Origin of the sequence: Pseudocitrobacter faecalis (genome assembly GCF_965231525.1) — a bacterium.
GTDB classification, from domain to species: domain Bacteria; phylum Pseudomonadota; class Gammaproteobacteria; order Enterobacterales; family Enterobacteriaceae; genus Pseudocitrobacter; species Pseudocitrobacter faecalis.
Genome location: NZ_CBDDNJ010000002.1, coordinates 4,815,803 through 4,831,463, shown reverse-complemented (window position 1 = coordinate 4,831,463; position 15,661 = coordinate 4,815,803). Strand labels below are relative to the sequence as shown.

General features: G+C 54.8%; 11 protein-coding genes. 8 read left to right on the top strand and 3 right to left on the bottom strand.

Annotated features, from left to right (window positions below; all coding sequences use genetic code 11):
- Positions 1-52 precede the first annotated feature (52 nt).
- Positions 53-2,605 (top strand): peptidoglycan glycosyltransferase/peptidoglycan DD-transpeptidase MrcA, encoded by a 2,553-nt coding sequence (mrcA, locus tag ACOXYR_RS23180; protein WP_350435993.1) that lies wholly within the window; start codon positions 53-55, stop codon positions 2,603-2,605.
- A gap of 96 nt (positions 2,606-2,701) precedes the next feature.
- On the opposite strand, the gene nudE is transcribed toward mrcA, so the two are convergent.
- The gene (gene nudE / locus ACOXYR_RS23175) at positions 2,702-3,262 is read right to left on the bottom strand and encodes an ADP compounds hydrolase NudE (protein ID WP_108476596.1); all 561 of its coding nucleotides are present in this window, start codon (positions 3,260-3,262) and stop codon (positions 2,702-2,704) included.
- A 305-nt stretch (positions 3,263-3,567) separates the two neighbouring features.
- On the opposite strand from nudE, the gene ACOXYR_RS23170 reads away from it, so the two are divergent.
- The 5 genes from ACOXYR_RS23170 to pckA all read left to right on the top strand — a co-directional run bounded on the left by ACOXYR_RS23170 (position 3,568) and on the right by pckA (position 9,905).
- The gene (locus ACOXYR_RS23170) at positions 3,568-5,715 is read left to right on the top strand and encodes an intracellular growth attenuator family protein (RefSeq protein ID WP_421356263.1); all 2,148 of its coding nucleotides are present in this window, start codon (positions 3,568-3,570) and stop codon (positions 5,713-5,715) included.
- A gap of 71 nt (positions 5,716-5,786) precedes the next feature.
- Positions 5,787-6,455, top strand: coding sequence for a GMP/IMP nucleotidase (gene yrfG, locus ACOXYR_RS23165; RefSeq protein WP_421356262.1), 669 nt, complete (start codon positions 5,787-5,789; stop codon positions 6,453-6,455).
- A 10-nt stretch (positions 6,456-6,465) separates the two neighbouring features.
- Positions 6,466-6,867 carry a ribosome-associated heat shock protein Hsp15 gene (gene hslR, locus ACOXYR_RS23160; RefSeq protein WP_421356261.1) on the top strand — a complete coding sequence of 134 codons (402 nt, stop codon included), beginning with the start codon at positions 6,466-6,468 and terminating at the stop codon, positions 6,865-6,867.
- A gap of 23 nt (positions 6,868-6,890) precedes the next feature.
- Entirely contained in the window at positions 6,891-7,769 is an 879-nt protein-coding gene (gene hslO, locus ACOXYR_RS23155) for an Hsp33 family molecular chaperone HslO (RefSeq protein ID WP_108476592.1), read from the top strand.
- A 519-nt stretch (positions 7,770-8,288) separates the two neighbouring features.
- Entirely contained in the window at positions 8,289-9,905 is a 1,617-nt protein-coding gene (gene pckA, locus ACOXYR_RS23150) for a phosphoenolpyruvate carboxykinase (ATP) (protein WP_421356260.1), read from the top strand.
- A 185-nt stretch (positions 9,906-10,090) separates the two neighbouring features.
- On the opposite strand, the gene envZ is transcribed toward pckA, so the two are convergent.
- Entirely contained in the window at positions 10,091-11,443 is a 1,353-nt protein-coding gene (gene envZ, locus ACOXYR_RS23145; RefSeq protein WP_108476590.1) for a two-component system sensor histidine kinase EnvZ, read from the bottom strand.
- Positions 11,440-12,159, bottom strand: a complete 720-nt coding sequence (gene ompR / locus ACOXYR_RS23140; protein WP_001157751.1) for an osmolarity response regulator transcription factor OmpR — start codon at positions 12,157-12,159, stop codon at positions 11,440-11,442. Before ompR ends, envZ begins: the two co-directional genes overlap by 4 nt.
- A 215-nt stretch (positions 12,160-12,374) precedes the next feature.
- Between ompR and greB the strand changes: the two genes are divergently transcribed.
- Together greB and ACOXYR_RS23130 are read left to right on the top strand one after the other, a co-directional pair.
- Positions 12,375-12,848, top strand: a complete 474-nt coding sequence (gene greB, locus ACOXYR_RS23135) for a transcription elongation factor GreB (protein WP_015962674.1) — start codon at positions 12,375-12,377, stop codon at positions 12,846-12,848.
- Positions 12,849-12,951: 103 nt separating this feature from the next.
- Complete coding sequence (locus ACOXYR_RS23130) at positions 12,952-15,285, top strand: Tex family protein (protein ID WP_189624024.1); 2,334 nt, start codon at positions 12,952-12,954, stop codon at positions 15,283-15,285.
- Positions 15,286-15,661: the final 376 nt, after the last annotated feature.

Below are 15,661 nucleotides of genomic sequence, written 5' to 3'. Positions count from 1 at the left end.
ACCGCGCGTTTGTTTATAAACTGCCCAAATGAAACTAAATGGGAAATCTCCGGTGAAGTTCGTAAAGTATTTATTAATCCTTGCAGTCTGTTGCATTCTGCTGGGAGCAGGCTCGGTTTATGGCCTCTACAAGTATATTGAGCCCCAGCTTCCTGATGTTGCGACGCTCAGAGACGTGCGTCTGCAAATTCCAATGCAGGTTTACAGCGCAGACGGCGAGCTGATCGCCCAGTATGGCGAAAAACGGCGTATTCCGGTCACCCTCAGTCAAATGCCGCCTGAGCTGGTGAAGGCGTTTATTGCCACGGAAGACAGCCGTTTCTACGAGCACCACGGGGTTGACCCGGTGGGGATTTTCCGTGCCGCCAGCGTCGCGCTGTTCTCCGGTCACGCATCGCAGGGGGCGAGTACCATCACCCAGCAGCTGGCGCGTAACTTCTTCCTCAGCCCTGAAAAGACGTTGATGCGTAAAATAAAGGAAGTGTTCCTGGCCATTCGCATCGAGCAGTTGCTGAGCAAAGATGAGATCCTCGAACTCTATCTGAACAAAATTTACCTCGGTTACCGCGCTTACGGCGTGGGCGCTGCGGCGCATGTCTATTTCGGCAAATCCATCGATCAGCTGAGCCTGAGCGAAATGGCGGTGATTGCCGGTTTGCCGAAAGCGCCTTCCACCTTCAACCCGCTCTATTCAATGGATCGCGCAACCGCCCGTCGTAACGTAGTGCTGTCGCGTATGCTGAACGAGGGGTATATCACTCAGGCACAGTACGATCAGGCGCGTAGCCAGCCGATTGATGCCGACTACCATGCCCCGGAAATCGCCTTCTCTGCTCCCTACCTGACCGAAATGGTGCGCCAGGAGATGGTGAAGCGCTACGGCGAGCAGGCGTATGAAGACGGCTATCGCGTTTACACCACCATCACGCGCAAAAATCAGCAGGCCGCGCAATTAGCCGTGCGAACCAATGTGATGGATTACGATATGCGCCACGGCTACCGCGGCCCGTCTAATGTGCTGTGGAAAGTGGGCGAAACGCCGTGGGATAGCAAAAGAATTACCGATTCTCTGAAAGCGCTGCCAACCTACGGGCCGTTGCGCCCGGCGGTGGTGATGTCTGCCAGCGCAACGGAAGCGACCGCACAGCTGGCCGATGGCACCTCTGTTTCCCTGACAATGGAAGGCGTTCGCTGGGCACGCGCCTGGCGTTCCGACACCTCGCAGGGGCCAACCCCGCGCCGCGTTAACGAAGTCGTACAGGCCGGGCAGCAGATTTGGGTACGTCAGGTTGGCGACAGTTGGTGGTTGTCGCAGGTGCCGGATGTAAACTCGGCACTGGTTTCCATCAACCCGCAGAATGGCGCGATCATCGCGCTGGTCGGCGGTTTCGATTTCAACCAGAGCAAATTTAACCGCGCCACCCAGGCGCTGCGTCAGGTGGGTTCCAACATCAAGCCGTTCCTGTACACGGCGGCGATGGACAAAGGCTTAACGCTCGCCAGCATCCTGAACGACGTGCCAATCTCCCGCTGGGATGCCGGGGCCGGTTCAGACTGGCGTCCGAAGAACTCGCCAAATGAATACGCGGGCCCGATTCGCCTGCGCCAGGGTTTAGGTCAGTCGAAAAACGTGGTGATGGTTCGTGCCATGCGTGCAATGGGCGTCGATTATGCGGCGGAGTATCTCCAGCGCTTTGGCTTCCCGTCGGAGAACATCGTTCGCACGGAATCACTGGCACTGGGTTCACCGTCCTTCACCCCGCTACAGGTCGCACGCGGCTATGCGGTAATGGCGAACGGCGGCTTCCTGGTTGATCCGTACTTTATCAGCAAGATTGAGAACGATCAGGGCGGTGTCATTTTCGAAGCGAAACCCAAAATCGCCTGTCCGGAGTGTAATATCCCGGTAATTTACGGTGAAACGAAGAAATCTGACGTGCTGGAAAACAAAAACGTTGAGGATGTCGCCGCATCTCAAACGCCGCAGAATTCCAGCGTACCGATGCCACAGCTTGAACAAGCTAACCAGTCGCTGGTTGCACAGACCGGCGCGCAGGAGTATGCCCCGCATGTGATCAACACGCCGCTGTCGTTCCTGATTAAGAGCGCAATGAATACCAACATCTTCGGCGAGCCGGGCTGGCAGGGTACTGGCTGGCGCGCGGGCCGTGACCTGCAACGCCACGATATCGGCGGTAAAACCGGGACGACCAACAGTTCGAAAGATGCGTGGTTCTCAGGCTACGGCCCGGGCGCGGTAACCTCAGTGTGGATTGGCTTTGACGATCACCGCCGCGATCTTGGCAGAACGTCTGCTTCTGGCGCGATTAAAGATCAAATTTCCGGTTACGAAGGCGGTGCAAAAAGTGCGCAGCCTGCGTGGGATGCATTTATGAAAGCCATTCTGGCCGGCGTACCGGAGCAGCCGTTAACGCCGCCGCCGGGTATCGTCACGATCAATATTGACCGCAGCACCGGCCAGTTGGCCAGCGGCGGCAACAGCCGTGCCGAGTACTTTATCGAAGGCACCCAACCGACGCATCAATCTATTCGCGAGGTGGGAACGGAAATTATTGATAACGGGGAATCGCAGGAGTTGTTCTGACAGCAGAGCGAAATTGCCTGATGCGCTTCGCTTATCAGGCCTACAAGATGCATGAATTGTAGGCCGGGTAAGCGAAACGCTAACCGGCTGATCTCTTTAAAGCCTGCCCTGCCCCTTCAACCACTCACGCACCAAAAACAGCGCGCTCACATTACGGGCTTCGTTGAAATCCGGCTCTTCCAGCAGTTCCATCATATTGGCGATAGGCCAGCGCACCTGCGGCAGCGGTTCCGGTTCATCGCCTTCCAGCGATTCGGGATAAAGGTCTTCCGCCACCACGATATTCATCTTACTGGAGAAGTAAGACGGCGCCATGCTGAGCTGTTTCAGGAATGTCAGGTTGTTGGCCCCGAATCCTACTTCTTCTTTCAGCTCGCGGTTCGCGGCTTCAAAAACGCTTTCACCCGGGTCGATGAGCCCTTTAGAGAACCCCAGTTCATAGGATTCGGTGCCCACAGCATATTCACGGATGAGAATTAAGTGATCGTCCACCACCGGCACAATCATGACGGCTTCACGCGACGACGGTTTCATGCGTTCATAAACGCGGCGTACTCCGTTACTAAACTCCAGATCCACGCTTTCAACATTAAATAAACGGGAGCGCGCGACCGTTTCAACATGGAGAATCGTGGGTTTTTGTAATGGTTTACTCATTGGACCGTTCTTTGCTGTGATGACTGTTGTCATTGTGAGCCAGGAGGCGCATTCCGGCAATTTAAAATGGCTGTTATTTACATTTTCGTAACTATTGTTTTTGATAACCCTTATTTGTTCCAAAAAGTCAAGAAGTTGAAACAAATTTGAGAATTTGCTGATATTCGCTGCCAGAGGGGTTTGTTATCCTCGCGAGTTGCGATAGTGTGCAACAAATCTGTGAAGACCTGAGTCATTCGTATTAAAAGTGAATAATAAAAAAGACGAATGAAGCGACCGACAAAAATAAGGATAATGGCAATAGCATGGGCACATTGACTCTCTTTACCGCTGCGATACTGGTCTGTGCCCTGGTGGCGGGCTGGTATATTCGCATGCGCGCAAAGCGACGCCGTTTACCCTGGCTGCATGCGTTCCCTGGCGCGACCACGCGCAAATTAACCGACGAAGAACGTCGCGGCATTGAGAACTATCTTGAAGATCTCAACCAGAGCCAGCAAATCCCCGCGTCGGGTTCCACGGTCGCCCCTGCGCTTATCTCGTTGAATGCGCAAAGCAATACCGTTTTCACCCTGACCCGTGCCATTACCCGCTACGGCATTACGACCGACGATCCCAACAAATGGCGCTATTTCCTCGACTCCATCGAAGTGCATCTGCCCCCCTTCTGGGAACAGCACATCAACGACGAAAACAGCATCGAGCTTATCGTCACCGAGGATATTCCGCTGGTGATTGCCCTCAACGGTTATTCTCTGAAAGAGTACACCCTTGAAGGCCAGCGTAAAGCGCTGGAATCACCCACCTCGACGCAGGCGTCGATTCGCGGTGAAGAGAGCGAACAAATCGAGTTGCTCAATATTCGTCAGGAGACGCATGAAGAGTACGCGCTAAGCCGCCCGGACGGGCTACGGGAAGCGCTGCTGATAGTTGGCGCGTTTCTGCTTTTCTATTGCAGCCTGGTCCTGCCTGGCATGTTTACCCCGTGGTTGCTGGGCGGTGCGGTTTTACTGCTGCTGGCCGGTCTGTGGGGGCTGTTTGCGCCGCCGACCAAAACGTCGCTGCGTGAGATCCACTGCCTGCGCGGCACGCCAAAACGCTGGGGTCTGTTCGGTGAAAACGATCAGGAGCACATTAACAACATCTCGCTCGGCATTATCGACCTGATCTATCCACGCCACTGGCAGCCGTTTGTCGCACAAGATCTTGGTCAGCAAACCGATATCGATATCTATCTCGACCGCCACGTGGTGCGCCAGGGACGTTTCCTGTCACTGCATGATGAGGTCAAAAATTTCCCGCTTCAGCACTGGCTGCGTAGCGCCGTTATTGCCGGTGGCGCGCTGCTGGTGGTGGTGATGCTATGGGTGAGCGTGCCGCTCAACATGCCGTTTAAATTCACGCTCTCCTGGCTGAAAGGCGCGCAGGTGATTGAAGCCACCACCGTCGATCAGCTTACTAAAGCAGGCGTGCGCGTCGGTGATACGCTACAGCTTCAGGGCACCGGGATGTGTAATATTCACTCGCCGGGCACCTGGACGGCACAGGAGAGTTCGCCATTCCTGCCATTCGACTGCTCGCAGATTATCTGGAATAACGCGCCGCGCCTGCCGCTGCCGGAATCCGATATCGTCAATAAAGCTACGGCGCTGGTGCAGGCGGTGAACCGTCAGCTGCACCCAACGCCGGATGACAGCTCGCGCGTCAGCCCGGCTCTGCGCTCGGCGATTCAAAAATCAGGCATGGTGCTGCTGGATGACTTTGCCGATATTGTGCTGAAAACCAAAGATCTCTGTTCGGCAGCAGACGAATGTTCGCGCCTCAAAAATGCGCTGGTGAACCTGGGGAATACGCGCGATTGGGAAACGCTGGTCAAGCGCGCTAATTCGGGGCGTCTGGACGGCGTGAACGTTCTACTGCGACCGGTTAGCGCTGAGTCGCTCGATAATCTGGTCGATACTTCCACCGCGCCATTTATTCTGCGGGAAACTTCGCGCGCGGCACAGGCGCTGAACAGCCCGGCACCCGGCGGTTTTCTTATCACCAGCGATGAAGGCAGCGATCTCGTCACCCAACCTTATCCGACGATGAGCCTGTATGACTTTCCGGCGCATCAGCAGTGGAGCGAGTTCCAGCGTCTGGCGGGAATGCTGATGCACACCCCGTTCCACGCAGAAGGCATCGTCACCAATATCTTTACCGACGCTAACGGCACGCAGCACGTTAACCTGCACCGCATGCCGGACAGTAGCGGTCTGTGGCGCTATCTGGCGACCACCCTGTTGATGATTACGATGATTATCTGCGCCGTCTACAATGGCGTTCAGGCGCTACGCCGGTATCAGCGTCATCGCGAGCGTTTGGTCGAAATTCAGAAATATTACGAAAGCTGCACCAACCCTGTTTTGCTCTCCAACCCTGAGGATTATGAGCAAAATATGCCGCATCAATGATCCCATCCACAATGAAGCAAAGCGGCAGGTTGTGCTAACCTGTCGCGCAATTCTTTGGCTGGAGGCTCCCCATGCATTTTGACATCACCTGGCAGGACGTCGATACCGTCCTGCTGGATATGGATGGTACGCTGCTCGACCTCGCATTCGATAATTACTTCTGGCAAACGCTGGTGCCTGAGACTTATGGCAGCCAGAAAGGTCTGACGCCACAGGAAGCGCGTGACGCGCTGCGCCAGGAGTACCACGATGTGCAGCATACGCTAAACTGGTACTGTCTTGATTACTGGAGTGACCGGCTGGGTTTGGATATTTGTGCGATGACCCGCGAGCAGGGGCCGCGTGCGGCGCTGCGTGATGATACTGTGCCTTTTCTCAATGCCTTACAGGCGAGCGGTAAGCGGCGCATTCTGCTGACCAACGCGCATCCGTACAACCTTTCCGTCAAGCTGGAACACACCGGTCTTGATGCACACCTTGATTTATTGCTTTCCACCCACACATTTGGTTATCCGAAAGAGGATCAGCGGTTGTGGCAGGCGGTAGCGGAACATACAGGGCTGAAAGCGGAGCGCACGCTGTTTATCGACGACAGCGAGGCGATTCTGGACGCGGCAGCGACATTTGGGATTCGCTACTGTTTAGGCGTCACCAACCCGGACTCCGGTCTGGCGGACAAAAGCTATTTACGTCATCCCGCCCTGAATGATTACCGTCGTCTGATCCCCTCACTCAAGTGAAGGAGTGACCATGAAAGAGAAGTCCGTAGCGGGCGTTCGGCTGGATAAATGGTTATGGGCCGCACGCTTCTATAAAACCCGGGCACTGGCGAGGGAGATGGTTGACGGTGGCAAGGTTCACTATAACGGGCAGCGCAGCAAACCCAGTAAAATAGTCGAACTCAACGCACAGATAACCTTACGCCAGGGCAACGACGAACGCGTGGTAGTGGTGAAAAACATTACCGAACAGCGTCGCCCGGCCAGCGAAGCCATGCTGCTTTATGAAGAGACGGCTGAAAGCATTGAGAAGCGCGAGAAAGTCGCGCTGGCACGTAAACTCAACGCGCTGACGATGCCGCATCCGGACCGACGCCCGGATAAAAAAGAGCGCCGCGACCTGGTGAGATTTAAATATGGCGACAGTGAGTGACTGGCGCCTCAAGAGAGAAAATTATGACTCAACACGATCAATTACATCGCTATCTGTTTGAAAACTATGCCGTCCGTGGCGAACTGGTCACCGTATCAGACACCCTCGAACAGATCCTCGCGAACCACGACTACCCGCAGCCGGTGAAAAACGTGCTGGCCGAGCTGCTGGTTGCCACCAGCCTGCTGACCGCAACGCTGAAGTTCGCGGGCGATATTACCGTTCAGTTGCAGGGTGATGGCCCGATGACGCTGGCCGTGATCAACGGCAACAACCAGCAGCAGCTGCGCGGCGTGGCGCGCGTGCAGGGCGATATTCCTGCCGATGCAGACCTGAAAGCGCTGGTCGGGAATGGCTATCTGGTTATCACCATTACCCCGGAAGAGGGCGAACGCTATCAGGGCGTGGTGGGTCTGGAAGGTGATACGCTGGCGGCATGTCTGGAAGATTACTTCCAGCGCTCTGAGCAGTTACCGACGCGTCTGTTTATCCGCACCGGCGAAGCGAACGGTAAACCCGCGGCTGGCGGTATGCTGTTGCAGGTGATGCCTGCACAGGACGCGCAGCGTGATGATTTCGATCACCTGGCAGCGCTAACCGAGACCATCAAAGGCGAAGAGCTGTTCACCCTGCCGGCGAACGATGTGCTGTGGCGTCTGTATCACGAAGAAGAAGTGACGATCTACGACCCGCAGGACGTTGAGTTCAAGTGTACCTGCTCCCGTGAGCGCTGCGCTGGCGCGCTGAAAACGCTGCCGGATGAAGAAATCGACAGCATCCTGGCCGATGAAGGCGAAATCGATATGCACTGCGATTACTGCGGTAGCCATTACGTTTTCAACGCCATGGATATTGCGGAAATCCGCAATAATGCCTCTCCGGCAGATCCGCAGGTGCATTAATTATCCGCCTTTGAAAAATGCCATATGTAGGCCCGGTAAGCGTAACGCCACCGGGCATTTTTTTAAATTCTGTTGTATCCCCAGAGTAACAACTTTAGCTCTCGAACATCACGTGGGGCGGGAAAATTCAACGTTATCCCTGTCCGTATCCACCAATGGGCTGTAAGCGCGAATATCACATTGGGTCTGCTATCAGGCTCAGAATGTGTGTAAATTCGCAAAATGGCTCAGCGAGGTGAATCGATTTTTTTCATGAAAGGGTTACGTAATTTTCTTTCAGAAATGCGATTACATTCACATAAACATCGTATTTTAAACCATTTTTTAACCAATTAAGAACATTTACCCCAATTCAAGTCATTTTCCTGCCATAATCGGTGCCGCTTCGTGACAGGAGTCACAATGAATTCGTAAGTAGACGTTTTGTCGGGATACGTAAATCTATGAGCCTGGTCGCGGTCAACACCCCTAAAATACCCATAGAATTTGTAGCAATACAATTGGCTAAGGAGCAGTGAAATGCGCAATGGTTTAACTCCGCAGGATCTCAAGGCTTATGGTATCAACGACGCACAGGAGATTGTCTACAATCCGGATTACGACACGCTGTATCAGGAAGAGCTTGATCCTAACCTGGAAGGTTACGAGCGTGGCGTCCTGACCAATCTCGGTGCTATCAACGTCGACACCGGTATCTTTACCGGCCGTTCACCGAAAGATAAGTACATCGTCCGTGATGACACAACCCGTGATACCGTTTGGTGGTCTGATAAAGGCAAAGGAAAGAACGACAACAAGCCGCTCTCTCAGGAAACCTGGCAGCACCTGAAAGGACTCGTTTCAAAACAACTTTCTGGTAAGCGTCTGTTTATTATCGACGCTTTCTGTGGCGCGAACGAAGATACCCGTCTTTCCGTGCGCTTCATCACCGAGGTCGCCTGGCAGGCACACTTCGTCAAAAACATGTTTATTCGCCCCACTGAAGAAGAACTGGCAACCTTCAAGCCAGACTTTATCGTGATGAACGGCGCGAAATGCACCAACCCGCAGTGGAAAGAACAGGGTCTGAACTCTGAGAACTTCATTGCCTTCAACCTGACCGAGCGCATTCAGCTGATTGGCGGTACCTGGTACGGCGGCGAAATGAAAAAAGGGATGTTCTCTATCATGAACTACCTGCTGCCGCTGAAGGGCATCGCGTCCATGCACTGCTCCGCAAACGTGGGCGAGAAAGGTGATGTGGCGGTCTTCTTTGGTCTTTCCGGCACCGGCAAAACCACGCTGTCCACCGATCCCAAACGTCGCCTGATTGGCGATGACGAGCACGGCTGGGACGACGATGGCGTCTTCAATTTCGAAGGCGGTTGCTACGCGAAAACCATCAAGCTCTCTAAAGAAGCGGAACCGGAAATCTACAACGCGATTCGCCGCGATGCGCTGCTGGAAAACGTGGTAGTACGTGCCGATGGCACCATCGATTTCGACGACAACTCGAAAACCGAGAACACCCGCGTCTCTTACCCGATTTATCACATCGATAATATCGTGAAGCCCGTTTCCAAAGCAGGTCACGCGACCAAAGTTATCTTCCTGACGGCAGATGCGTTTGGTGTACTGCCGCCGGTTTCTCGTCTGACCGCCGATCAAACGCAGTACCACTTCCTGTCTGGCTTTACCGCCAAACTGGCCGGCACCGAGCGTGGCGTTAACGAACCAACGCCAACCTTCTCCTCCTGCTTCGGCGCGGCATTCCTGTCGCTGCACCCGACGCAGTACGCAGAAGTGCTGGTGAAACGCATGAAAGCCTCTGGCGCGCAGGCGTACCTGGTCAACACCGGCTGGAACGGTACCGGCAAACGTATCTCGATTAAAGATACCCGCGCCATTATCGACGCCATTCTGAACGGTTCGCTGGATAATGCAGAAACCTTCACCCTGCCGATGTTCGATTTGCAGAACCCAACCGAACTGCCGGGCGTGGATACGCACATTCTCGACCCGCGTAACACCTACGGCTCACCGGAACAGTGGCAGGAAAAAGCCACCGCACTGGCGAAACTGTTTATCGAGAACTTCGAGAAATACACCGATACTCCAGCAGGTGCCGCGCTGGTCAGCGCTGGGCCAAAGCTGTAATCGGCCAGGATAGATGATGAAATCCCCCTTCCGTGAGGTTGGGGGATTTTTTTTGGCCAGGGTTTAGCGAGTGTGCCCGGCCTGCGACAACCCCTCACCCCGGCCCTCTCCCACAGGGAGAGGGGGAAAACAACGAGCACGATCGGTTCCCTCTCCCTGAGGGAGAGGGTTAGGGTGAGGGGGCTTTAACCCTCTTTCACCGGCCCCTGTACATGCGCCACCGGAATCGGAAGCCAGGCGCGAATCAACAGTCCGCCACGTTCGCTGGTGTCAATCTCCAGTAGGCCGTTATGGTTATCGATAATACGCTGCACAATTGCCAGCCCGAGCCCCGTGCCGCTGGTGCTGCGGGCGCTATCGCCGCGCACAAACGGCTGGAACAGATGTTTGCGCTGCTCGGGTTTAATCCCCGGGCCGTTATCTTCCACCTGGAACCACGCGCGGTTGAGTTCGCTGCCGCTGCTAACTTTAATCCAGCCATTACCGTAACGCGCCGCGTTCACCACCATATTCGCCAGCGCGCGTTTGATGGAGAGCGGATGCATACGCAGCAGAATTTCCCCTGCCTGGAGATCGGTCTCAATCTCGCGCTCATAACCACTTTCGGCGGCAATCACTTCGCCAAGCACAGCATTAAGATCCGCCATCTCCATCGGCATCTCCTGTCCGGTGCGCAGGTAGTCGATGAACTGTTCGATAATGGCGTTGCACTCTTCGATATCTTTGTTGATCGACTCCGCCAGATAGCCGTCCTGCTCGCCCATCATCTCCGTCGCCAGACGAATACGGGTGAGCGGCGTGCGCAGGTCGTGGCTGACGCCCGCCATCAGCAAGGTGCGGTCATCGGCCAGTTGTTTCACGCCCGCGGCCATATGGTTAAAGGCGCGGGTTACCGAACGCACTTCCGACGCGCCATATTCGCGCAGCGGCGGCGGGATCATCCCTTTACCGACCTGGAGCGCCGCATGTTCGAGGTCGACTAACGGTCGGTTCTGAATGCGGATAAACAGCCACGCACCGCCTATCGCCAGCAGCATGATTGCAAGTGTGTAACGGAACAGCGGCGAGAAATCGCCCTGATGAATTTCAGTGAGAGGAACGCGTACCCAGATGTTGGGAGACAACCAGGTTTTCAGCCAGACGACGGGCGAGCTTTTGTTGACCTCGACGCGCACTTCCGTTGGGCCACCCAGTTGCGTCGCCATCTGCTGGCTTAAAAATTCATAATGCTGCGCCCAGCGCAGCCCCGCCTCTTCCGCCGCTTCATCGGAATAGAGCGAGATACCAAGTTCGCGGTAAATTTCGCGGCGGAACGCAGGCGGCACCACCAGCTGCGTTCCGTCCTCCAGCTCAAGTTTATCGGTCATCAGCATACGGACTTCGTAGGCGAGAACCTTATTAAACTGCTGGAGGCTTGGCAGAATCGCGAAGTTCAGCACCACAAGATAGGTTGTCACCAGGCTGACAAACAGCAAGGTGACAATCAGCAATAACGTGCGGGCAAACGAGCTTCGCGGCGAGAAGCGCAATCGCCTCATGCCTTCGAACCGTCCGGGACAAAGACGTAACCCAGGCCCCAAACGGTCTGAATATAGCGCGGATGGGCCGGATCTTCTTCCACCATGCGGCGCAGGCGGGAGATCTGGACGTCGATGGAACGCTCCATCGCGGAGTACTCGCGACCGCGCGCCAGGTTCATCAGCTTATCGCGGGAGAGCGGTTCACGCGGATGGCTCACCAGCGCTTTGAGTACTGCAAATTCCCCGCTGGTCAGCGGCATCGGCTCATCTTCACGGAACATTTCACGCGTACCGAGGTTCAGCTTGAACTTACCGAAGGCAATCACCGCCTCTTCCTGAGAAGGCGCGCCCGGCAGTTCGTTCGCCTGACGACGCAGCACCGCACGGATACGGGCCAGCAGTTCACGCGGGTTGAACGGTTTTGGAATGTAGTCGTCAGCACCGATTTCCAGCCCGACGATACGGTCAACTTCTTCGCCCTTCGCCGTCACCATGATGATCGGCATAGGGTTGCTTTGGCTACGCAGACGGCGGCAAATGGACAAACCGTCTTCGCCTGGCAGCATTAAATCCAGTACCATAAGATGGAAGGATTCGCGGGTTAACAGGCGATCCATCTGTTCGGCGTTGGCTACGCTTCGAACCTGGAAACCCTGCTCGGTCAGATAACGTTCAAGCAGCGCACGCAGGCGCATGTCGTCATCGACCACCAGAATCTTATAATTCTCTTGCATTGTTTTTACTCCCAAAGGTTCGCAACAATTATGAGTGCGTATTCTTAAAAAAGCGTAAGCCGGTCACCAGTTAAATCTGGTATAAATTCCAGGCTAAATTGTTACAAAGCATATTTTACAGCGGCTTAAGTATACATTTAATCATAAGACACATTATTCATCCTGTTGGACTCTTTTGTGCTTTCCAACAGGCCAGCAGAAGGCAGGAAACGCGGATGAAAACGCCTTTAATTACCCGTGAAGGGTATGAAAAACTGAAAAAAGAGATGGATTACCTCTGGCGCGAGGAACGCCCGGAAGTCACCAAAAAAGTGACCTGGGCTGCAAGCCTTGGCGATCGCAGTGAAAACGCCGATTACCAGTACAATAAAAAGCGCCTGCGTGAAATCGACCGCCGCGTGCGTTATCTCACCAAATGTCTGGAAAACCTGAAAATTGTTGATTATTCACCGCAGCAGGAAGGAAAAGTCTTCTTTGGCGCATGGGTGGAAATTGAAAACGATGACGGCGATGTGAAACGCTTTCGCATTGTCGGCTACGATGAAATATTTGGCCGTAATGACTACATCTCAATTGATTCGCCAATGGCGCGCGGCCTGCTAAAAAAAGAGGTTGGCGATCTGGCGGTGGTGCAAACACCCGCCGGTGAAGCGAGCTGGTACATCAATGAGATCGAATATGTGAAGTAGCGCGCCTGGAACAATCCGAGAGAATACGGTGGCGACTGGCATTTTTGCCGGTCAATCCGTATAACTATCCCCTGATTTTTTCGACCCAACAGATGACAACACCATGATGAATGATTCGCTCTGCCGCATTATTGCGGGTGAACTTCAGGCACGCGCAGAACAGGTGGAAGCCGCCGTTCGCCTGCTTGATGATGGGAATACCGTGCCATTTATTGCACGTTATCGTAAGGAAGTCACCGGCGGTCTGGATGACACGCAGTTGCGTAATCTGGAATCCCGACTGGGCTATTTGCGTGAGCTTGAAGATCGTCGCCAGACCATCCTCAAGTCAATCAGCGAGCAAGGTAAGCTCACCGAATCGCTGGAAAAAGCCATTAATGGCACCCTCAGTAAAACAGAACTCGAAGACCTCTACCTCCCGTATAAACAAAAACGTCGCACACGCGGGCAAATCGCCATTGAAGCCGGGCTGGAACCGCTGGCTGAGCTGCTGTGGAACGAACCGTCACATGACCCGGAAACGGAAGCCGCCAAATTTATCGATGCCGACAAAGGCGTAGCGGACACCAAAGCCGCGCTGGATGGCGCGCGCTATATCCTGATGGAGCGTTTTGCTGAAGACGCGGGCCTGCTGGCGAAAGTGCGTGATTATCTGTGGAAAAACGCCCACATCGTGGCGACCGTGGTGGCAGGCAAAGAGGAAGAAGGCGCGAAATTCCGCGACTACTTCGACCATCACGAACCGATTTCTACCGTGCCGTCTCACCGCGCGCTGGCGATGTTCCGTGGCCGCAACGAAGGCATCCTGCAACTCTCACTTAATGCCGACCCGCAGTTCGACGAGCCGCCGAAAGAGAGCCACGGTGAACAGATTATTATCGATCACCTCGACCTGCGCCTGAACAACGCCCCGGCGGATAGCTGGCGTAAAGGCGTGGTGAGCTGGACGTGGCGCATCAAGGTGCTGATGCATCTGGAAACTGAACTGATGGGCACCGTGCGCGAGCGCGCGGAAGACGAAGCAATTAACGTCTTTGCCCGTAACCTGCACGACCTGCTGATGGCGGCGCCTGCGGGCCTGCGCGCGACGATGGGCCTCGATCCGGGCCTGCGTACTGGCGTGAAAGTGGCTGTGGTCGATGCGACGGGCAAACTGGTCGCCACCGACACCATCTACCCGCATACGGGGCAAGCGGCGAAAGCAGCCGTTGCCGTGGCAGCGCTGTGCGAGAAACATAACGTTGAGCTGGTTGCTATCGGTAACGGTACGGCTTCGCGCGAAACGGAACGTTTCTTCCTCGACGTACAGAAGCAGTTCCCGAAAGTGACGGCGCAGAAAGTGATCGTCAGCGAAGCGGGCGCATCGGTTTACTCGGCATCAGAACTGGCGGCACAGGAGTTCCCCGACCTCGACGTTTCCCTGCGTGGCGCGGTCTCTATCGCCCGTCGTTTGCAAGACCCGCTCGCCGAGCTGGTAAAAATCGACCCGAAATCTATCGGTGTCGGCCAGTATCAGCACGACGTCAGCCAGACTTCACTGGCGCGTAAGCTGGATGCGGTGGTGGAAGACTGCGTAAACGCCGTGGGCGTAGACCTGAATACCGCTTCTGTGCCGCTGTTAACGCGCGTGGCGGGGCTGACGCGCATGATGGCGCAGAATATTGTCAGCTGGCGCGATGAGAACGGTCAGTTCCAGAACCGTCAGCAACTGCTGAAAGTCAGCCGTCTGGGGCCCAAAGCCTTTGAACAGTGCGCGGGCTTCCTGCGTATTAACCACGGCGACAACCCGCTGGATGCCTCAACGGTGCACCCGGAAGCGTATCCGGTGGTCGAGCGTATCCTGGCGCGGACTCAGCAGGCGCTGAAAGATCTGATGGGCAACAGCAGCGAGCTGCGTAATCTGAAAGCCTCTGAATTCACCGACGAGCGTTTCGGCGTGCCAACCGTCACCGATATCATCAAAGAGCTGGAAAAACCGGGCCGTGACCCGCGCCCTGAGTTTAAAACCGCGAAGTTCGCTGATGGCGTTGAGACCATGAACGACCTGCTGCCGGGGATGATTCTGGAAGGTGCGGTTACCAACGTCACTAACTTTGGCGCTTTTGTCGATATCGGCGTGCATCAGGATGGTCTGGTTCACATCTCATCGCTGGCGGATAAGTTCGTGGAAGATCCGCACACAGTGGTGAAAGCCGGTGATATCGTCAAAGTGAAAGTGCTGGAAGTGGACCTGCCGCGTAAACGTATTGCGCTGACCATGCGTCTGGACGAGCAGCCGGGTGAAACCAACGCCCGTCGCGGCGGTAGCAGTAATGAGCGCAACCAGGGCAATCGCCCGGCGGCCAAAGCGGCAAAACCACGCGGTCGCGATGCGCAGCCTGCGGGTAACAGCGCGATGATGGATGCGCTGGCGGCGGCGATGGGAAAAAAACGCTAAATCGTGCGCTTTGTTTTGCCGGGTGGCGCTGCGCTGACCCGGCCTACACAATATAAACGTCTGTGGGCCCGATAACGTTATCGGGCTTTTTTATTTCAGAAATATATTAATTGTTTTTATATTTAGCATTATTATCACCCCATTAACATTCAATGAAATAAACAAACATACGGTTTACCCGAATTGTTTTGAGCCAAATCAACTTTGCGCCACTTTATTCTCAGAAAGAACATCCGCTCACATTTTATCTATTGAAGATACAAACCATTCTCATTATCATCGTATTGTAGATTAATTAACCTCTCTCATGTTCGCGCGCCTTTCCGTTCGTTTCTTTTGAACCCGCGCGACAGTGACTCGCGATGAAATAAGTAGG